This is a genomic window from Rhizobium grahamii CCGE 502 (assembly GCF_000298315.2).
GTDB classification, from domain to species: domain Bacteria; phylum Pseudomonadota; class Alphaproteobacteria; order Rhizobiales; family Rhizobiaceae; genus Rhizobium; species Rhizobium grahamii.
This window is the reverse complement of the sequence record NZ_AEYE02000014.1, coordinates 295,914-315,921: the sequence shown is the minus strand read 5'-3', so window position 1 is coordinate 315,921 and position 20,008 is coordinate 295,914. Positions and strand designations below refer to the sequence as shown.

The window sequence follows — 20,008 nt, the reverse complement described above, 5'->3', positions numbered from 1 at the left end:
TCCTTGGCCGCTCAGGAGGCGCGCGCGATGGGCTGTTCTGCCGTTGACAGGCGCTCGATCAGAGCGGCGGCATGCTGGGGGCGATGGAACAGGTATCCCTGGCCGAAGTCGAGGCCCATTTCGTGAAGCGTCTGGCATTCGTCCTCGGTCTCAATACCTTCGGCAATGACAGTGCAGCCCATTTTGTGGGATAGCGTCGCGATGCTTTCCACCAGAGTTCGGCTCTTTTCGCGCACCTCGTCGTTGCCATCGTTGATCGACCGGGTGAAGGACTGGTCGATCTTGATGATGTCGACTGGGAAGCGATTGAGATAGCTCAGCGAGGAATAGCCCGTACCGAAGTCGTCGAGGGCAATCCGGCAACCGAAACGGCGCATCTCGGCGACAACGGTGCGAATTTGCGGATTGTTGTGCATCAGCACCGCCTCGGTGATTTCCACGACGATGCGCTGGGGGCGGATACCATGACGGCCAAGCAGTGCGGCAAGGCGCGCGGGCAGGGTGGTTTCGAATTGTAGCGGCGAGAAGTTGATGGCGAGATAGCTGTCTTGCATTCCTGGGAGACGGGAAATGGCTGCAAGATGTGCGATCGCCTTCTCCATGACAACGTTGCCGACGCGTACGATCTTCGCCGTTTCCTCGGCGACGTTGATGATCTCGGCCGGTGCCATCAAGCCCCGTTGCGGATGGTTCAATCGCATCAAGGCCTCGAAACCGGCGATATCGCGGCCGTTCAGGCTGACGATCGGCTGCAGGTAGGCGTCGAACCAATCCTCGGCGAGACCGGTCTCAATATAGTTCTCGATCTCGGCGCGAGCCCGAGTGTGGTCCATCATGCCGTTGTCGAACAGTTGTGCGCCGTTCTTGCCATCGCGCTTCTTCGCGTACATGGCCATGTCGGATTTCTGCAAAAGCTCTGCCGCGTTCGCTGCATGGCGCGGATAAATGGCGATGCCGACGCTGGCGCTCAGATGCAGGTCTGGGCCGAACGGCTCGACGAAGATGGAGGCGATCTGCTCGGCCATTGCGCTAGCCCGCCGGGTGGCATCCTTTGCAGGCAGAAGGATAGCAAATTCGTCACCACCAAGACGCGCAGCCTGATCCGATGGGGCCAGATGCGTCTTCAGACGGCTGACAAACTCTCGCAGTGCCCTGTCGCCTTCGGCATGCCCGAGGTTGTCGTTGATCCACTTGAAGCGATCGAGGTCCACGAAAAGGCAGGCCAGTTCCTGGGTTGCTGCGTCTGCTTCGCGGATTTTGGCGTCCAACACAGCTTCGAAACCCTGGCGGTTCAGGAGGCCGGTCAAGTGGTCCCTGATCGCCTGCTGATGGTTGCGGGCTTCCGAGGCCTTCAGCTCGGTTACATCGGTCATGACAGAAAGGGAGAGCCGGTTGTGACCCGCCGAAGCTGCTGTCGACTCCAGAATGAGTACGTCCATGATGTTGCCGTCGGTGCACATGAACTTGACCGTAACGTCAAGAGCGGCGCCGCCGTCGAGTTCGTTCTTGCGCTTCAGGAAGGCTTCGCGCGTATCTGATGTCACGAGGTCCGCGAACCTCCGGCCGATCACGCGGGGCCGATCGTAGCCGGTCGCGACGAGCCAATAGTCGCTGACTGCTGTTATGCGGTCAGCCTCATCGAGCGAGAACAGCATGGCAGGCGTCAGGTCGTAGATGTCGACGGCGCGGCGATGCGCGAGCTTCAGTTCGCGTTCCTCGCTTTCGAGCTTCGATTGCATCTCGTTGAAGCCCCGGGCCAGGCGTCCCATCTCGTCGTTCGACTGCCAGTTGACGTGATGGCGCGACCCGAGTTGGCGTGTCGCCTCGACTGCGGCCGTCAGGCGCATCAACGGGCGGATGATTAAGATTCGATTGCCGACCAAAGCCGCGGTGAATACGGCAAGCACAGCGAAGATGAAGATCGACATGAAGACGATTTCTTCGTGCTTGAGGCCGGAGAAGAGACCGAGCGCCGGATAGAAGACCGAGATGGTACCCAGATTCTTTGGGCCATCGATCGTGTTGTATATGATCGCGCGCGAGACCTGGACAAGATTGCCATTGAATGACTTCGGTATGGTCGACTGTGTAACGTCGAGCTGGCCCGATTGATCGCGAACCTGAACCTTGACGATGGCACCCTGCGAAACGATCGTCGCGCTGATCTGGGTCACGCTGTCGTCGTCGAGGTCCCAGAGCGGCTTTGCGAGCGCCTGAGAATTGGCGACAAGAAGAACGGAGATGTGGTCGCGTATTTCCTTATCCGCACGCTCGGACGAAAGAAAAAGGAACAGCACGAACAGTGGAGCAACGAAGAGGAGCAACGCTCCGCAAATAATTGCCAAAAAACGATTTTCAACGGAATTACTCATCGTTCCGTTTGCTCCCCGCCGCACTTCCTACACCCGCGGTTTCTACGCCCGCGGGTCTCTAAAAACGTACCGGCATGGTTCCATGAAATGTATTAAATGTTGCTGAAACAGGACCTTTGCGCGCAATTGAAAAGGCCCGCTTTCGGGAGAAAGCGGGCCCTATACTTTACAAATTATGGAAGCGATTAAGCTTCAGCTTCGCCTTCGCCAGCTTCTACAGCGGTTTCATCGACGCCACCTGCCGGAGCAATGATCGTGGCGACCGTGAAGTCACGGTCTGCGATGACGAGCGACACGCCCTTCGGCAGGGTCACGTCGGAAATGTGGATGCTGTCGCCGATCTTCTTGCCGTTGAGGTCAACGTTGAAGAATTCCGGGATCGCATCGGCCGGGCAATGAACTTCGATTTCGTGACGAACGATGTTCAGAACGCCGCCAGCCTTGAGGCCCTGGGACTTTTCTTCGTTGATGAAGTGAACCGGGATCTCAACGGTAACCTGGGTGTTGCCGGATACGCGCAGGAAATCCACGTGCATCGTGAAGTCACGGACGGGATCCAGCTGGTAGTCCTTCGGCAGAACCTTGTACTTCTTGCCGTCGACTTCGATGGTCGCGATCGTGGTCATGAAACCACCGGCATGAATGCGCTTCGTCACCTCATTGGTGCTGAGAGCGATAGAAATGGGGGCCTGCTTGTCACCATAGATGACAGCCGGGATGAGACCATTGCGGCGAAGTTCACGGGCGGACCCCTTACCAACCCGTTCGCGCGCCTCGGCCTTGAGCTCGTAGCTTTCGTGGCTCATGACTTTTCCTTCCGAGGTTATTTGGAGAGCTCGGCGCAGGCATTGCCTGTCGCTGAACTGGAGGCGGGTTTCCCCATCCTCATCCGCATTGCCTCCAAGGGTGTCTGTGCGGACGCGTGCGCTATAGTATAGATGTGGCGGAAACGCAAGCTGATCGCCTGATGCTGGCGATGGTTATGGCTCGGGACAAGCTGATGGCGAGCAATACGGGCGCAGCATTTCCAGAAGTTGAGAGCAATCGCGAAGGCTTAACCATATAGCTGGGTTTTCCGCCAGATTAAGTAATACAAAATGTTGCTGCAGATATGAAGGCCAAAACGCAACTTGGTCCTCCCGATGCCTCGTCTCCTTACCTGCATTGTCGCTGAACACAGCTGGCCGCATCTGATCTTTGCAACGGTGATTTGCCTGCTTGGCTGCTTGCTCACCGTGCGGCTTTTCTCGCGAGTTCGGCGCACCCAAGGACTGCAGAAATTCAATTGGCTTTTTCTATCGGGCTTCGTTGGCGGCGCGACGATTTGGACAACCCATTTCATTGCCATGCTTGGCTTTCGCGCGCCGACGCTCAGCGGCTATGAGCCGGATCTCACGCTGCTCTCGCTTTTCATCGGCGTCGCTTCGGCGATGATCGGCTTTACGATTGCCTCGGTGCGTAGCCAGGATGCGCTGGTCGAAGCTGGGGGCGCGATCGTCGGTCTTGGCGTAGCGGCGATGCACTACGTCGGCATTGCCGGCTACAGGGTGGCAGGCGACATTCAGTGGGACAGCGCTTATGTGATCACTTCGCTGATTGCGGCAGCTGGCTTCGGCGCGCTGATGGCAACCCGTGTTGCGCGACCGACGGCGCGCTTCAGCCCGGTCGGCGCGGCGTTGCCGCTCATCCTGGCGATCGTTTCAACGCATTTTCTCGCCATGGCCGGCATGACGATCGTGCCGGATACCACGGTCGCCGTTCCGCGTGAAATTCTTTCCGTGGGCGTGATGACCAGCCTGGTCGGTGCGGTGATGATCATCATCTTACTCCTCGGCGCGTCTACCTACATCATCGACATGCAGTCGACGGAAGCGGCGGTCGCTCGCTACCGCCATCTGTCGCTTCATGACCCGCTGACGAACCTTGCGAACCGCTCCGCGCTCAACGAACATCTCGCCGCAGCTACCAAGAGCACCCATGAAATCGGCTGGAACGTCGCGGTCCTTTGCTTCGACCTCGATCGCTTCAAGGAAATCAACGACGTCCACGGTCATGCGGCTGGCGATGCGGTGCTGCGTGCGATCGGCGAGCGACTGGCAAAGGTCATGCAGAAGGGCCAATTTGTGGCCCGCGTCGGCGGTGATGAATTTGTCGTTGTGATGCGAGATCACGTTGGCCGTTCGGAGACGAAGATCGGGGCCCAGCGTCTGCTCGACGAAATTGAACGGCCAGTGGAGTGGAACGGCCAGTCGCTGAGCGTCGGCTCCAGCATCGGTATTTCCAGCTATCCAGACAGGGCGCGCACCGTCGATGACCTGCTCTCGCAGGCCGATGTCGCGATGTACCGTGCCAAGACGACGGCCGGCAGCAGCATCTGCTTCTACGATCCCTCGATGGACGAGGCTGCGCGGGAACGAAGCGCGCTGGCGATGGAGATGCGTGAAGGGTTGAAGAACGGCGAATTCCAACTTTTCTATCAACAGCAGAACGATACCGTTACACGCGAGGTGCTCGGCTTCGAGGTTTTGCTACGCTGGAAGCATCCGACGCGCGGCTACATCTCGCCGGCTGAATTCATTCCGATCGCCGAAAAGACCGGTTTCATCATGGAACTTGGGGAATGGGTGCTGCGCAGCGCCTGCGCGGAGGCCGCCAGCTGGAAGAATCCCTTGGGGATCGCGGTCAACGTGGCTGCCCAACAGCTCGCCGACAGTCGCTTGCCGCAGATCGTACAGCAGATCCTGCAGGAGACCGGCCTGGCAGCGTCGCGGCTCGAGCTCGAGATCACCGAATCCGGCATTATCGCCGACCACGGCCACGCGCTGAACGCCATCCGCCGGCTGAAGGCATTGGGCGTCAAGGTGGCCATGGACGACTACGGAACCGGCTATTCCTCGCTATCCACCCTGCAAAGCTTCCCATTCGACAAGATCAAGATCGACCGCGCCTTCGTCGACGGCGTCGTTACCAACAAGCAGTCGGCGGCCATCGTTCGCTCGACGCTCATTCTTGCGCAGAGTCTTGATATTCCGGTGCTGGCAGAAGGTGTGGAGCGGGAGGAGCACATCGAGTTTCTTCGCCGCGAAGGCTGCTTGCAGGTCCAGGGCTTTCTGTTCGGGAAGCCCATGCCGCGTCTCGACATCGAGGCGTTCGTCAATACTGACGGTAATGGCCCGACGGACGCCGCGAGGACCGACGCGGCAGCCTGACCGCGGCGTTGCAACCCGGCTTGACATTGGCCCTGCGGAAACCTCACATGCTCGCAAACTCAACCGGCGGAGGAATTCAGTATGCGGCTCAATCTCATTGCGGCAACGAGCACGATCGCGATCGTACTGGCATCTTCCGCCTATGCCGTCGACATCAATCAGGCGGGGGCGAAACAGCTCGAGGAAAGCCTGACAAAGGTCGTGCCGGAGAGCGTGGCAAAAGATGGCTTCGTGACCGTAAAACCGGCGGGCACACGCTATGAGATCATTTATGACTTCGCAAAGCTTCTGAAGAAGATCGAACCGGGCACCTTTGCAATCACCGGCCTGACCCCGTGGTCGATGTTCGCAACGCCACTGGAAACTGGTCTATGGAGCATGGAGGGGAACAATTCCCTCAATGTTTCCGGGAATTTCAAGGCGCCGGGACAACCGAAGACGGATTTCACCTACGCCATCGATGCCTTCCTCTTCAGCGGCGTCTTCGACCCGGCGATCAGTTATTTTCGCTCAGGCGATTTCTCAACAAAGGCCGTGAACTTTTCGTCGAAGACCGAAGCCGAGGAAGTCAGTGCCAGCTTTGACGGCATGAAGTACAAGCTGACCTCGTCTGAGGGTGCCACTGCTGGTACTACCAATTTCGCCACCAGTGGCTCCGCTTCGGGATTCTTGGAAAAGATCAGCAGCCGTGAGGTGCCACCGGTCGAAATTCGCGCCGACGCGATCGATTTCGCAGCGGCGGTGAACGGCCTGCCAGCAAGCAAAGTTCGCGACATTATCATGTTCGCGGTCGACCACGCCGACGACAAGAAGCTTGCCGTGGCGGATAGCGACAAGTTGAAGGGAATGCTTCGCGACGCGTTCCCGTTGCTCACGAGCTTCAACGAAACCATCGACTTCAACAATCTGACCGTCTCCAGCGCTGCGGGCAACGGCGGTGCGAAGAACGTCAACTATGCAATTACGCTTGACGGCCCGACTGATGCGACGCGTTTCGGGGTTGGCGTGACAGCGGAGCAAATCAGTTTCGCCAGCGCGATCGTTCCGGCTGCCTATTCTGCATTCGTGCCTCATGAGTTTCAGCTGCAGTTCGCCATTGCCGACATGGATTTCGCGGCCTTCGGGGACGAGTTTCTCAAGGTTGATTTCAGCGGCGACACTTCATCGGAGGATAGCGGCAAGAAGGCGGCTGAGCGGCTCTTCAAGGGTGGCGAGTTGGTCATGGATTTCCCGAAGATCAGCGCAGTCTCGGGTGTTTACGACGCCGAGTTTTCCGGACAGATCCGCGGGCGAATTGACACGTCCAAGGACTATTCCATGGATGCAACAGTTTTGGCACGCGATCTGGACAAGACCATCGCCGCCGTTCAGGAACTTGCAAAGACCAATGCCGATCTCAACCAGGTATCGTTCGGCCTGATGATGGCCAAGGGCTTTGCCAAGACAGATCCGGATGGGCGCCAGCGCTGGGATATCAGCGTTGCGCGCAACGGATCCGTGACGATCAACGGCCAGGTCATCAAGGGCGCTGACTGACGCTATCGCAGCGTTGCCGCCCTCAGTGCTGGGCGGAGACCACTTGCGGGCAATCAATGTCCGGTTCATGCTGTCTTGGCAGCGCAAGGCTAAGTGAGGGCCACTGCGCTGCCGAGGGGCGGGCCGATGAATTGTGCTGCCTGTGGTTTTGCGATCGAGAGCAGTTTTGCGTTCTGCCCGAAGTGCGGCGCGAGACAGCCTATCGTCTGCGCCTCCTGTGGCGAGGCCTGCCAACCCGATTTCGCCTTTTGTCCGAAGTGTGGAACACCCCTTGGCCGAGGCGAGGTTCGTGCGCTTCCCGTCGAGCCGCTACCGCATCCATCTACGCCTGACGATGCCGCCGACCGGCGCCCGTTGACCGTGCTCTTTGCTGATCTTTGCGGTTTCACAACGCTCAGCGAGAAACTAGATCCCGAGTTCATGCGCTCTCTGCAGAACGAGCTGTTCGAGGAACTGACGCGTGCAGTGGAGGCTTATGGTGGCTTCGTCGACAAGTTTGTGGGCGATGCGCTGCTGGCGCTGTTTGGGGCGCCGACGGCGCACGAGGACGATCCCGATCGTGCTCTTTGCGCAGCGCTCGAGATGATTGCGGGGGCGGAGCGCCCCGGTGCCAAATGGGTGGACCTGGCCGGTGGCGATCCCCTGCAGCTCCATGTCGGTATCAACACAGGGCCAGTGGTAACAGGCGGCTTTGGTGCTGCTGCCGCCCGGTCGTACTCCGTGACCGGCGATACCGTGAACACCGCGCAGCGGCTGCAAAGCTTGGCCGGCCCGGGCGAAATCCTGGTCGGCCCGGTGACCTACCGCCTGACGCGGCATGCGTTCGCGTTCGAAAATCTCGGCTCTCTGGTCCTTCGCGGGAGGACGGGCAATGTGCAGGTGCATCGTCTGATCGGGCGCATGGAGACACCGCACACTGCGCGCGGATTGGAGAGCTTGGGCCTCCACGCCGAACTCATCGGGCGCGACGCGGAACTGTCGCGGATGTCCGATTGCCTGGATTCTGCCTGCGGCGGCAACGCCCAACTCGTCCAGCTCATCGGGGAAGCCGGCATCGGCAAGTCAAGGCTGGTTCGTGAGCTCCTGGAGAGGGTCAGTCAAGCCGAGCGGTTCGGAGAGGTTGTAGTGCGCCGTGCCGTCTGCTCGCCGCTTGGGGAGCAATCCTACGGCACGCTCGCATCAGTGTTGCGCAGCGCCTATGGAATCGCCGAGCGGGAAACTGCCGAGCGGACGGCGGAACTATTGACGTCTGGACTGATCGACCTGGGCTTCAGCGAGAGCGAGGTTGCCGGCCTTACGCCGGTTCTCTCGTATGTGTTTGGCCTCGGCGATCCCGATGGCGCACTGCGCCACGTCGAGCCGGAGCAGCTGCGGCGACAGATTTTCTATGCTACGCGCACCATTTTTGAGCAGCGGCTGTCGCTCAGCCCGCTGTTGTTGGTTGTGGAAGACCTCCACTGGGCCGATGCTGCTTCGATCGAGGCGCTGCGGTTTGTGCTGGACAGGCTCGAACGAACACGCCTGATGATGCTAACGACCGGGCGCTCCGTTGCCGAAGGCGAAGGCCTGGAATCGAGCCGGATCAACCGCACGCTGATGCGGCTTGCGCCGCTTTCGGTTCAGGATGGCCAGGAGCTACTTAGCCAATTCTTCGGCACGGACAGTTCGGTACCCGCGGAAATGCGCTCGCGAATTCTCGCACGAGCGGGTGGCAATCCGCTCTTCATCGAGGAGATCGTCCGGGCCCTGATCGAAACAGGTGCGCTTTATTCCGAGGGCGGATCCTGGTGTATCGCCAGCGCTGAGATGGGAACCGAGATACCGATGAACCTGCAGGCGATGCTGCTTGCGCGTGTCGACCGTTTGCCGCCCGACGTCAAGCTGTTGGCGCAGGAGGCTGCGGTCATTGGCCCGCGTTTCGATCTTGCGCTGCTTCGTGCGGTTGCGTCGGATGCCGCGCGCATCGAACTAGGGCTGGACTATCTCTGCGAGGCAGAGATTCTCGAGGAGACGCCCCGTTCTACCTCGGCAAATGCGATCTCCTATCGCTTTCCACAGCAACTTCTGCACGATGCCATCTATGGCAACCTCTTGCTACAGCGCCGCAAGCAGTTGCACGCGCGCATCGGCGCGGCCATCGAGCGGATGCATCACGGCATACCCTCTCGGCTTGAGGACATCGCACAACTCGGTCGTCATTATTGCCGAGCCGACGAGTCGGGAAAGGGTATCCGGTACCTCATGGCTGCTGGCGATCTTGCCCGCCAGACCTACGCCAATGACGATGCGATGCGCCTCTACCGCGAAGCGCTTGCGGCGATTCCGGATCATCCGAAGACCACTTTGGAGTTGGTTACCCTCTATGAGCGATTTGCCGATCTCTGTGGCCCGGCGGGCGAGCGGGAGGCGGCACGCGATCACTACGGGCGTGCGCTGGCCATCTTCAAAAAGAGCGATGATCAGACTGGGGCGGCGCGAATTCTCCGCAAGCTCGGTCGTCTCAATCTCGCAGCCGGCAGATCCGATCTTGCAGACGCCGACTATGCGCAGGCCGCGTCGTTGCTGAGTGAGAGCAATGCGCCTATCGAACTTGCCCACCTGCTTCAGGAGCGCGGGCATCTTGCCTTCCGCATGGGCGACCAGAACGCGGCTGCGCGCTGGGCTGACGACGCGCTATCCTGCCTCAGCACGGCGGCCTTTGATCAAAGTGGTCCGGTCGCAAGGGACGCAGCACAAGTGCGCGCGGAGGCGCTGAATACGAAGGGAGTGGCATTGGCCCGACTCGGGCAGCATCGCGAAGCTGTAAGGGAAGTCGAACGAAGTCTGGAGGTCGCCGAAACGGCGGGTCTTCTTGGGGCAGCCTGCCGCGCCTATTCCAATCTTGGGGTGCTCTATACGATCGTCGATCCTGGGCGCGCCATTCATGTTTGCCGCCGCGGCCTCGACGTTGCTACCCGCATTTCCGATCTAGGCTTTCAAGCCCGGCTGTTCGCCAATCTCGCTGTTGCCTGCTGCACCTTCACCGACAATTGCGCCAAGGAGGGGGTGCCTGCGGCGGAGAAGGCCATCGAGATCGACCGGGCTCTGGATCAGCGCGATCACTTGGCGGTGCCGCTCATCGTGCTTGGGCAGATTCATCAATGTCACGGCAAACCGGCCTTGGCCTTGACCTATTATGAGGAGGCGCTTCAGCTGGCGCGTGAAATCGGCGAACCACAGCTTCTGTTTCCATGCTATGATGGGCTGGCCACTTTGAACCTGGAAAGAGACGACATGGCCGAGGCCGAGCGATACTTTTCGCTCGCCCAGGACGTTTGTGTCAGGCACGGGCTGGATCCCGATGCGCTTGTCGTGCTGCCTTTCCTGGATTGATTCAATGCCGCCACGTAAGGTGTTGAGTTTTCGCTATTTTGTTCTTCCGCTCGGCGTTTCGCCGACGTGCAAGTGAGGGAGGGTGTCATGCCCGCAAATCGAAGCGAAAGACCGTTGCAGCCCGGCGATCGCGCGCCGAATATCGTTCTCGATGCGATCACCCGTCAGGGCAAGATCTCGATTGACGACTTCCGCGGGCAGAAGCCCGTGCTGGTCGGCCTGTTTCGGGGGCTCCACTGTCCGTTCTGCCGGCGGCAAATTGCCTCAATGGCGAGCCTTGCGGGTGAACTCCAGCAGAAGGGCGTCGAGAGCCTGACGATCGTCAACACTCCCATCGACCGAGCCCGCCTGTATTTCCGCTATCACCCCTTGCCCAATCTGGTGGCGGCGTCCGATCCCGACAGGGTATCGCATCGCGCCTTTGGGCTCCCCAACATAGAATTCACGCAATCAGAGACAGTCTGGCCATACAAAGTCAGTCTCGATGCGCTCACCTCCATGCGCGTCGACATCCCGGATTTGCCTGAGCCGATGGCGCCGATGGCGGCTGTCGAATTCCTCGACAATGCCGATGGCTACGAATTCACCGACGACGACAAGCGCATGATCGCAACAGGCGAAGGTCAGTTGGTTGGCGAATTCCTGCTCGACCGCGATGGCGTTGTAAGATGGTGCTTCACCGAGGTTGCCGACGAGGGACGCCATATGTTCGGTGTGCCGGCTCCAGAGGAGGTCATGTCGGCCGCGTCCCATATCGCTGCCTAGAGTTCGACAGCGTCATACCCGCAGGTTCACATAGCATTCGGCTGCGCTGGACGCAACGTGATGCCCGGCTGTCTGCGGCACTGGCCGCGATTGATGACGGTGAAATTGGCTGCACGCGCCTGACACGCATTCGAGAATGTCCGGACACTTGGCCCGCGCTGGCCGCAGACTGGAGCATATTCCATCGTGCATATCTGCGGGTTGGCCGGCGGGCGAGGAGGGGGTATTGATGGGCGCGAATAACTAGGCCCTACGTCTGCCGTGCAGGCAGAAAGAAGCGGGATGAGCGACAGCACGGCGAACTTGCGCGTCAATAGGAATCCGGCGAGCGTCATGACTCTTCCCCACGGCTGGATTTCTTACCAAATCGTAGCGCAAGTTGCATTTGCGGGGAAGTTTAAACGTCAGAGGCAGCTGAGAATCTGTAACGGCTCAGTCAAACAGGCTTGAAACAGACTCTTCCTGGCTCGTGCGGTTGATCGCTTCGCCGATCAGGCTTGCCGTGCTCAGAACACGGATGTTGTGGGCCGACTGTACAGCCGTGGTCGGCTGGATCGAGTCGGTGATGACGAGTTCGCGAAGCTTCGACGAGGTGATGCGGGTAACCGCGCCGCCGGAGAGAACACCATGCGTGATATAGGCCGTAACGCTAGCGGCGCCCTGAGCGAGCAGGGCATCGGCTGCATTGCAGAGCGTGCCGCCGGAATCGACGATGTCGTCGATCAAGATGCAGTCCTTGCCTTCGACTTCGCCGATGATATTCATCACTTCGGACTCACCTGGGCGGTCGCGGCGCTTGTCCACGATCGCCAGCAGACAGTCGAGGCGTTTGGCTAGCGCGCGGGCGCGCACGACGCCGCCGACGTCTGGTGAGACGACCATGACGTTGCTGATATCGTGGTTCGCCTTGATGTCGCGGGTCAGGACCGGCACGGCATAGAGGTTGTCGGTCGGAATGTCGAAAAAGCCCTGGATCTGACCGGCATGCAGATCGAGCGTCAGAACGCGGTCGGCACCGGCTTCGGTAATCAGGTTGGCGACGAGCTTCGCCGAGATCGGAGTGCGGCCTGAGGCACGACGATCCTGACGGGCATAACCAAAATAGGGAAGAACGGCCGTGATACGACGCGCGGACGAGCGTCGCATCGCATCGATCATGATAAGCAGTTCCATCAGATGATCGTTCGTCGGGAACGACGTGGACTGAAAGACGAATACGTCTTCGCCGCGAACATTTTCCTGAATTTCGACAAAGATTTCCTGATCGGCAAATCTTCTGACGCTGGCTTTGCCCAAGGGCACATTGAGATAGCTGCAGATCGCTTCGGCGAGATGCCGGTTCGAATTGCCTGCGAAAACCTTCATCTTGGTCCGCCTATTTCCTGCTGATAGCCGCGCTTTTTAGCCAGCTTGCTCCTGAATGCAAGGGCTAACGCGTCATCTGCGCTCATATTTCTAAAAACCTTGTGGCTTAGCCGTCACGGGCGTCACGCCAGGTGGAGAATTCGGTGATGGTTTTTGAGGCGATTTGCTGCATCACAGACGCGGGAACGGCGGCCCAGGGATCCTGCGCATCCGAGGGAATGCTTTCCTGGCCCTGGATGCGGTGCAGGCGAGCGCCGCCGCCGTCCAGAACGTCCCAAACATAGACGACGGTGACCTTGCCGCTGTCGGAAAAGGCCGAGAGGTAACCCTTCAGAATGTAGGCAGTGGAGCCGTCGTTCGAGCTCTTGATCGAGAGACCGTGCGAGCGCGCTTCCGCTCCGAGCTGGCGCGATAGCGGCGTAACGGCTTGGACGGGCGCGCCGATGATCGGCAGGAAGCGAACGGTCGAGCCGCGCGACGATGAGCTGGCGGTCAGCGCCGCCGTCTGGGTCTGCTGCCGCGGTGGCTCGCGAGTAGGCACTTCCACCATATCCTCTTCCTCGGCCTGAGCGTTGGATATGGGCTCAGGCAGCGCCGGCGCCTTTATCGGCGCGGAAGCCACGGGAGAGGACCCGTTGCTGTCGAGCGCCATGGCCTGGGCTTCCATGGTTGTCGGGGGCGAGCCGGAACCCCGGCGGTAAGTCATCTGGTTGTAAGCTGGATGATATCCGTTCGATCGCTGCTGAGAGGCAAAAGTCTGCTGGCGCGGCGGCGTGCCTGCCATGCGTTCCGCGTCGCCCTGCGTTACCGGCGATGAACGCATATTTGTGGAGGAATCGCCAATGTCGACCAGCGGAACGAGCGCGTCGGTGGTGTTGCAAGCGGATAGGGCAAAGCAGGCAAGGAGCATCGGCGCAGTCGCAACTCGCGTCATCCCTTGTTTCATCCTTCCCAGTGCGGGCCCCGTGCACTTTATGAAGGCCGGCGCCGGTCTGTGTCAATTCCGGATTCTTGTCCGCAATGGTTTGCGCCGGATTAGGATGACTGGCTCTCTGAGCTGTCCACGCTTCTCCGTCTCCCGCCTAGACGTTGATGAAGTCTAGCGAGTGACGGGAAAGCGCGCGGGGTGCGTCGTCGGTCGTCAGATAGGTCTGCCCGAGAGTCATCGCCGTGCCAGTGTCGGAATCCATGATGATCATGTGCACGAAGAGCGACATATTAGGCTCGATCGCTTGCGGATTGCCGACATGGAACATCTGGTGCTCCATCCAGGACGGCGAGAAACGGGCGCCGAGTGAATAGCCGCAGGCATTGAGGCGATGGCGCGATAGGCCGCGCTCATCCATGATTTTCGCATGCTTATCGAAGACATCGCCGAAGCTGTAGCTCGGCTTCAGTACCGTCTCGATCGCCTGGATCGTCTCAAAGCAGGCATTGTAGAGCTCGCGATGGCGGTAGCTCGGCTCGCCGATGACGACAGTGCGCATCATTCCTGCATGATAGTGCGCAAATGTACCAGCCCATTCGAGCGTCAGCTGATCGTTCGCGTCGAGCTTGCGTCGACCGGCCTTGTAGCGGCAGAGCAGCGCATCCTCGGCGGATCCGACAATGAACTCGTTGGCGGGATAGTCGCCGCCGCCAGTAAAGACCGCGCCTTGCATGGCAGCGAGAATGTCCGCTTCGTCAGCGCCGGGCTTGGCCAGCCCGAGCGCCGCATCGAGAGCATCGTCGGCGAGCACTGCGGCGCGTTCCACATAGGCCACCTCGGCCGGGCTCTTGACCAGTCTCAGGCGGCTGACGAGATAGGATGCGTCGACGATCTGGCCGAAGGACGTCAGTTGCGCATCCAGCATTCGGGCAACGCGGCCGGTCATGCCATGCGTATCGTATTCGACACCGATTCTGGCGCCGAGCAGATCCATCTCGACCAGCAGGTTCCGGAGGTCGACGGTCGGGTCGGCATTCACGCGGTCGACCCAGATGTGGACGTTTTCCAAGATTGAGGTGTGCTTGGCCTGACGCAGATCGGCGGAGCGGGTGAGCAGGGCCATCGTCCCGTCGGACTTGACGACAAGGGTCTGGAAGAAGCAGTAGCCGAAGGTATCGTATCCGGTCAGCCAGTACATGCTTTCCTGGGCGAAGAGCAGCAGGGCATCCAGTTTCTCTTCGCGCATTTTGTCAGTCAGACGCGCGAGGCGGACGGCGAATTCGGGTCTGTCGAAGTGCAGGGCCATGCCGCTCAAATCTCCCTGATTGCGATTGCTGAAATCTGCCGGCCGTAGTCCGGCTCCTTATTATGTGTGGTCCGCCGATACGAGAAGAAACGTTCGGCGTCCGGATAAGTGCAGAGACCTAAGCTCTCGGCCCGGACGCCAGTGGCGCGCAGTCGATCGACGGTGAGGGCCTGCAGGTCGAACATCGCGTGGCCCGGCTTTTCGGAGGGTTCGAAGTAGCGCTCGTACGTTGGATCCTGCACGACAAAGCGCTCCACGAATTCCGGGCCAACCTCATAGCTCGCCTGGCTGATCGACGGGCCAAGGCAGGCAACAATTGCGTCCCGCTTCGCGCCCAGTTGGACCATGGCGTCGATGGTGTTCTCCAGCACGCCGGTAAGGGCGCCTTTCCAACCGGCATGCGCGGCGCCGATAACGCCGTTTTGCGGATCGGCGAAGAGAATAGGTCCGCAATCGGCTGCCAGCACCCCAAGCGCTATGCCCGGAGTTGCCGTTACCAGCGCATCTGCTGCCGGGCGGGCGCCGTCATAATCCTTATCGACGATGACGACGTCGGGCGAATGGACCTGGTGCACGGTAGCGAGACGCTCGACCGGCAACTCAAACCAGTTTGCCACGCGGCGGCGGTTTTCCTGGACCTTCACGCGCTCATCATTTGAGCCAAGGCCGACGTTCAAGCCGCGATAAATGCCATCCGAGACGCCGCCCTGCCGGGTGAAATAGCCATGGAGAATGGCGTCACCGGTTGCCTCTTTCAGCAGCGCGCTTTGGATCGGTGCCGGAGATGCTGCTTCATTCATTCGAAATTCCAAGATTGATTGTTGTGCGCATTGCTCGATGGCGAGACCTAGTCGGTTGTGCTGAATGTTGGCCCAGCGGCGCTCGCGCTGTCAATCCACAGAACGGAAAGGCATCAAATCCACGGCCGGGTCGGAGACCGCCAGGACCTTGAAGAGTTCGCCCATGCGCCCTTCACCTTCGCCGGCCAGTCGATCGACTGCTGCCTGGATAATCTGTCGCGTATGTGCCTCACGGTCACGGCCAAGGGCGGCTGCGCGATCGAGAATGCCGAGGCCGACGAGAAAGTCGCCTTGATGCACCATACCGTTCAGGTGAACACCGGCGGAAGCAGCGGCTTGTGCCAGTGCCTGAAAGTCGACGTGGCTCGTCAGGTCCGCTTCGCCCGGATTCGCCAACGGTGGATCATACTCGTGCATGCGCACTGCTTGCAGCGTATCGCCGTAGCCGCTCACAAGGTGTCCGTAGTCGATGGCGACAGCGGTTCCGCCAAATGCCTTCAACCGATCGCAGATCGCAATCATCACCGACTGGCGAGCCGGCGAGACTTCAAACACTGTTCCCGGAAGCACGTCCTCTTCCGGCCATGGCAGGAGGCTGGAATCGATCCCAGCCACGCCGGCGCCGAACGTTAGTTCGCCCGCGGCGTCGATGCCGACCATTCTTTCACGGAAGCCCGCCGGCGTTCTCACGAACTGACGGATCGGGATCGCATCGAACAACTCATTCGCCGCGATGAGCGCAAATCCCGGCGGCACCTCATCGAAACCCTGATGCCAATTGACCTTGTCGCCATGAGACGCCAGCGTTTCTCGTTGGATATCGCGCAGGCGCTCGCTCGTTTCGACGAGGTGCACCGTCATGTCCTCGAAAAGCGGCGGCGCGATGCGGAAGATGACGCGCAGCATATCCGACATCATGGTGCCGCGACCGGGGCCGATCTCGACGAGGCGGACACCGGCAGGCGTTCCGTGGCGCTGCCAGGCATGGACAACGAAGACGCCGATCATTTCGCCAAAAAGCTGGCTGACCTCCGGCGCGGTCACGAAGTCGCCCGAGCGCCCGAAAGGCTCGCGGGTCCTGTAATACCCATATTCGGGATCGGCGAGGCACAGCGAGAAAAAGTCCGTGACGCTGATCGGGCCGTTCGCCTCTATGATGGCCTTGATCTTCTCACCGAGCGCGGTGCTCATGGATCCCCCTCTTGTCCAGCTGCGGTCAGTGCTGCAGGGCAGCCTGACGGCGAGCGCGAAGCATGGCCCAGATTCCCAGCAGAACCATCGGCGTGGAAAGCACCATGCCCATGGTCAGCCAATTGGTGCCCAGCAGGTAGCCCAGCTGTGCATCCGGTTCACGGAAGAATTCGACGAAAATGCGAGAGAGCGCGTAGCCGCAGACGAAGACGCCGGTGATGAAGCCAGGGCTCTTCAGGGCGCGGAAACCGTAAATCAGAACAGCAAGCACGAGCAGGAGCACGATGCCTTCCAGGCCGGCTTCATATAGCTGGCTCGGGTGGCGAACGAAGTCGCCGCCAGGGCAATAGCCATTGTTCCTCTCGATGTATTGGTTGCAGAAAACCATGCCCCAGGGCGCATCCGTCAGGCGACCCCACAATTCACCATTGATGAAGTTGGCGATGCGGCCGCAGAACAGGCCAATCGGCACGACCGCTGCCACGATATCGAATAGGCTCCAGATCGGTACGCTGTTGCGACGGGCGAAGATCGCCATGGCGATGGTGGTGCCCATCAGTCCGCCATGGAACGACATGCCGCCGTTCCATATCTGGATCGCGCGGATCGGGTTCTCGATCACCGCCGGCATATCGTAGAAGAGGATATAGCCGATGCGGCCTCCGAGAACGATGCCGAGCGCGACCCAGATGATGAAATCGTCGAGCTGAACCTTGGTGATAGGCGAAACATCGCCCGGCCACAGCTTGTTGTTTCCAGCGATCTGACGCGCATAGTACCAGCCGAGCATGATGCCGGCGACATAGGCAAGTCCGTACCAGTGAATTGAGAGGGGGCCGAGCGAAAAGGCGATCGGATCGATCTCGGGGAACGGCATGATCGCCATGAGATTGGCTACTGTCGGCAAGGGTTTCCCATTCGCTGGCGCAAGCCCGAGGTATGGAATCGGGCGTCTGACGCGGTTCTGTTCAAGGCGTCCTTTGCGACTTTCTGAAGGCGCGCCAAGCTCGATGTGGGCGGAAGATGGCGCTGCGATCAAAAGCGGTCAAGTCGATTGTTGGCGATCGCGAAAGGGCGGACCGGCTTATCCAGAGTAAAGCGCTTGCATCCTTACTGGCGAAGCCCTACCTCATTCCCTGAAAGGCCTAACGGTCGTAATTGTATGTTGCAAAGGGAGAAAACCGCCATGACGACTGGAGCAAACCGCATCATGGACGAGTTCGCCAAGCTGATGACGGACGCGGCCGGTGCCGCCCAGGGCGTGCGCAAGGAAATCGAGACGGCCTTCAATGCGCAGGCGGAGCGCTGGCTGAACACACTCGATATCGTCAAGCGCGAGGAATTCGAGGTCGTGCGCGAGATGGCGATCAAGGCGCGTGATGAAAACGATGCGCTGCTGGCACGCATAGCAGCCCTTGAAGAGAAGCTTGCAGCCAAGGGCAAGTAATTCCCGTTGTAAGACAGGCCGTGGTGTGACCTTTATGAGACACGCCGCGGCTGCGACCTAAAAACCAGGTGCCGTTATCCACCTGTGGACACTGCCAAAAAGATCAATGGGCAGAGTCATTTAAACCCTCCTTCTGAATGGAAATCCGAAAAGCTTTCCACAGTGCCGTTCCCTAAAACGGCGCTAAGGGGCTGGCGTGTCGCCTAGCCCATTATACACTGATTTTAAATGATGATTCGAAGCGGTTGGTAAGCTCCAGGCAGGTTTGACTGCGTTAAGTCTGGTAGCGGTTCAACGGTCATCAGGGTTGGTGGTTCCGGCTGTTGCGTGTGTTCTCCTTGTGTCTCGTTGACGAAGTTGGTTCGCATTCACTCCGGTCAAGAAGGTGCTGCATGAGCCTCATGGAATTGGAAGTCGAGCGTCAGTCGAACCCGGTCGATATGATCGAGTACGTCGCCGCCAATAACGACTGGTCTTTCGAGCGGTCGGGCGATGACGAGATTGCGATGACGGTTGAAGGGAAGTGGACCGACTACCACGTTTCCTTTTCCTGGATGGAAGAATTCGAGGCGCTGCATCTGGGCTGCGCCTTCGACGTCAAGGTTCCCGAACAGCGTGTCAATGAAGTCACCAAGCTTTTGGCGGCAATCAATGGCCAGGTGCTGATGGGACACTTCGATCTGTGGCGTCAGGAAGATGTCATCATTTTCCGTCAGTCGCTGCTGCTTGCCGGCGGTGCCGAGCCGACGAATCGACAGGTCGAAGTTCTGCTCGCTAGTGCGCTGGACACATGCGAAGCGTATTATCAAGCTTTCCAGTTCGTGATCTGGTCCGGCATGGATGCGAACCGCGCGATGGAAGCGGTTCTCTTCGAAACCGTCGGCGAGGCGTAAATGTCATCCGCAGCTTCAGGTCCTGTCGTTCTCATCGGTGCCGGCAACATGGGGGGCGCTATGCTCTCCGGCTGGCTGAAGAACGGCGTGCCCGGTTCTTCTATCGTCGTTATCGACCCGGGTCCCTCGGACCAGATGCTGAAGACGATCACCGATGCCGGTGCGACCCATGTCACCTCGGCCCCGGCCGGATTGACGGCCGGCGTTCTGTTCCTCGCGGTCAAGCCGCAGGTGATTGATGCCGTTCTGCCTCCGGTCAAGGAAACGGTGGGGCAGGAAACCGTCGTTGTTTCAGTGGCTGCCGGCAAGACGCTGTCGTTCCTTGAAAAGCATCTCGGCGAGTCCGCGATGGTGCGCGCCATGCCCAACACCCCGGCCATGGTCGGTCGTGGTATCACGGGTGCGTTTGCCAATGCGCGCGTCACTGATGCGCAGCGCGAACAGGTTCATTCTCTCTTGCGTGTATCCGGTCCGGTCGAATGGGTCCCCACTGAAGCTGACATCGACGCCGTGACGGCGCTGTCGGGTAGCGGACCGGCCTATGTGTTCTATCTCGTCGAGTGTATGGCAGAGGCAGGCCGTAAACTTGGCTTGCAGGCGGACCTTGCCATGCGCCTTGCACGGGAAACAGTCGCGGGGGCTGGTGAGCTTTTGCACCAGTCCCCCGACGACGCCTCGCGGCTCCGGCAGAACGTGACATCGCCGGGCGGTACGACGGCTGCCGCGCTTTCCGTGCTGATGGCCGACGATGCGATGCAGCCGCTTTTCGACAAGGCCCTTGCCGCAGCGCGCAAGCGCGCCGAAGAGCTTGCTGGCTGAGGACA

Annotated in this window: 16 protein-coding genes; 7 read left to right on the top strand and 9 right to left on the bottom strand. The window is 59.9% G+C overall.

Features of this window, described 5'->3' with window-relative positions:
* Positions 1–11: 11 nt before the first annotated feature.
* Entirely contained in the window at positions 12–2,372 is a 2,361-nt protein-coding gene (locus RGCCGE502_RS13370; RefSeq protein ID WP_016554699.1) for an EAL domain-containing protein, read from the bottom strand.
* Positions 2,373–2,557: 185 nt separating this feature from the next.
* Entirely contained in the window at positions 2,558–3,178 is a 621-nt protein-coding gene (locus RGCCGE502_RS13365) for a 50S ribosomal protein L25/general stress protein Ctc (protein ID WP_016554698.1), read from the bottom strand.
* Between the two features lie 336 nt (positions 3,179–3,514).
* Here RGCCGE502_RS13365 and RGCCGE502_RS13360 point away from each other — a divergent pair, with 336 nt between their 5' ends.
* From RGCCGE502_RS13360 to RGCCGE502_RS13345, 4 genes are all read left to right on the top strand, one after another.
* Positions 3,515–5,581, top strand: coding sequence for a putative bifunctional diguanylate cyclase/phosphodiesterase (locus RGCCGE502_RS13360; protein ID WP_019279936.1), 2,067 nt, complete (start codon positions 3,515–3,517; stop codon positions 5,579–5,581).
* Positions 5,582–5,662: 81 nt separating this feature from the next.
* Positions 5,663–7,117 carry a hypothetical protein gene (locus tag RGCCGE502_RS13355; protein ID WP_016554696.1) on the top strand — a complete coding sequence of 485 codons (1,455 nt, stop codon included), beginning with the start codon at positions 5,663–5,665 and terminating at the stop codon, positions 7,115–7,117.
* Between the two features lie 126 nt (positions 7,118–7,243).
* On the top strand, positions 7,244–10,489 hold the full coding sequence (locus RGCCGE502_RS13350; RefSeq protein WP_016554695.1) for an adenylate/guanylate cyclase domain-containing protein: 3,246 nt from the start codon (positions 7,244–7,246) through the stop codon (positions 10,487–10,489).
* A gap of 87 nt (positions 10,490–10,576) precedes the next feature.
* The gene (locus RGCCGE502_RS13345; protein ID WP_016554694.1) at positions 10,577–11,254 is read left to right on the top strand and encodes a peroxiredoxin-like family protein; all 678 of its coding nucleotides are present in this window, start codon (positions 10,577–10,579) and stop codon (positions 11,252–11,254) included.
* A 26-nt stretch (positions 11,255–11,280) separates the two neighbouring features.
* Here RGCCGE502_RS13345 and RGCCGE502_RS38895 read toward each other — a convergent pair whose 3' ends face one another.
* The 7 genes from RGCCGE502_RS38895 to lgt form a co-directional block, all read right to left on the bottom strand.
* Positions 11,281–11,439 (bottom strand): hypothetical protein, encoded by a 159-nt coding sequence (locus RGCCGE502_RS38895; protein WP_244919814.1) that lies wholly within the window; start codon positions 11,437–11,439, stop codon positions 11,281–11,283.
* A 247-nt stretch (positions 11,440–11,686) separates the two neighbouring features.
* Complete coding sequence (locus tag RGCCGE502_RS13340) at positions 11,687–12,619, bottom strand: ribose-phosphate pyrophosphokinase (RefSeq protein WP_016554693.1); 933 nt, start codon at positions 12,617–12,619, stop codon at positions 11,687–11,689.
* A 106-nt stretch (positions 12,620–12,725) separates the two neighbouring features.
* Positions 12,726–13,553 (bottom strand): hypothetical protein, encoded by an 828-nt coding sequence (locus RGCCGE502_RS13335; RefSeq protein WP_016554692.1) that lies wholly within the window; start codon positions 13,551–13,553, stop codon positions 12,726–12,728.
* A gap of 148 nt (positions 13,554–13,701) precedes the next feature.
* On the bottom strand, positions 13,702–14,853 hold the full coding sequence (locus RGCCGE502_RS13330) for a M24 family metallopeptidase (RefSeq protein WP_016554691.1): 1,152 nt from the start codon (positions 14,851–14,853) through the stop codon (positions 13,702–13,704).
* A 5-nt stretch (positions 14,854–14,858) separates the two neighbouring features.
* Entirely contained in the window at positions 14,859–15,653 is a 795-nt protein-coding gene (gene pgeF / locus RGCCGE502_RS13325) for a peptidoglycan editing factor PgeF (RefSeq protein WP_016554690.1), read from the bottom strand.
* Between the two features lie 90 nt (positions 15,654–15,743).
* Entirely contained in the window at positions 15,744–16,844 is a 1,101-nt protein-coding gene (locus RGCCGE502_RS13320; RefSeq protein WP_016554689.1) for a class I SAM-dependent methyltransferase, read from the bottom strand.
* Positions 16,845–16,869: 25 nt separating this feature from the next.
* Positions 16,870–17,751, bottom strand: coding sequence for a prolipoprotein diacylglyceryl transferase (lgt, locus tag RGCCGE502_RS13315; protein WP_176705695.1), 882 nt, complete (start codon positions 17,749–17,751; stop codon positions 16,870–16,872).
* A gap of 279 nt (positions 17,752–18,030) precedes the next feature.
* Between lgt and RGCCGE502_RS13310 the strand changes: the two genes are divergently transcribed.
* The 3 genes from RGCCGE502_RS13310 to proC all read left to right on the top strand — a co-directional run bounded on the left by RGCCGE502_RS13310 (position 18,031) and on the right by proC (position 20,003).
* Positions 18,031–18,291: an accessory factor UbiK family protein gene (locus RGCCGE502_RS13310; RefSeq protein ID WP_007534115.1), complete on the top strand. Its 261-nt coding sequence runs from the start codon at positions 18,031–18,033 to the stop codon at positions 18,289–18,291.
* 392 nt (positions 18,292–18,683) lie between these two features.
* Positions 18,684–19,184: a type III secretion system chaperone family protein gene (locus RGCCGE502_RS13305; protein ID WP_007789996.1), complete on the top strand. Its 501-nt coding sequence runs from the start codon at positions 18,684–18,686 to the stop codon at positions 19,182–19,184.
* The gene (proC, locus tag RGCCGE502_RS13300) at positions 19,185–20,003 is read left to right on the top strand and encodes a pyrroline-5-carboxylate reductase (RefSeq protein WP_016554687.1); all 819 of its coding nucleotides are present in this window, start codon (positions 19,185–19,187) and stop codon (positions 20,001–20,003) included.
* Positions 20,004–20,008: the final 5 nt, after the last annotated feature.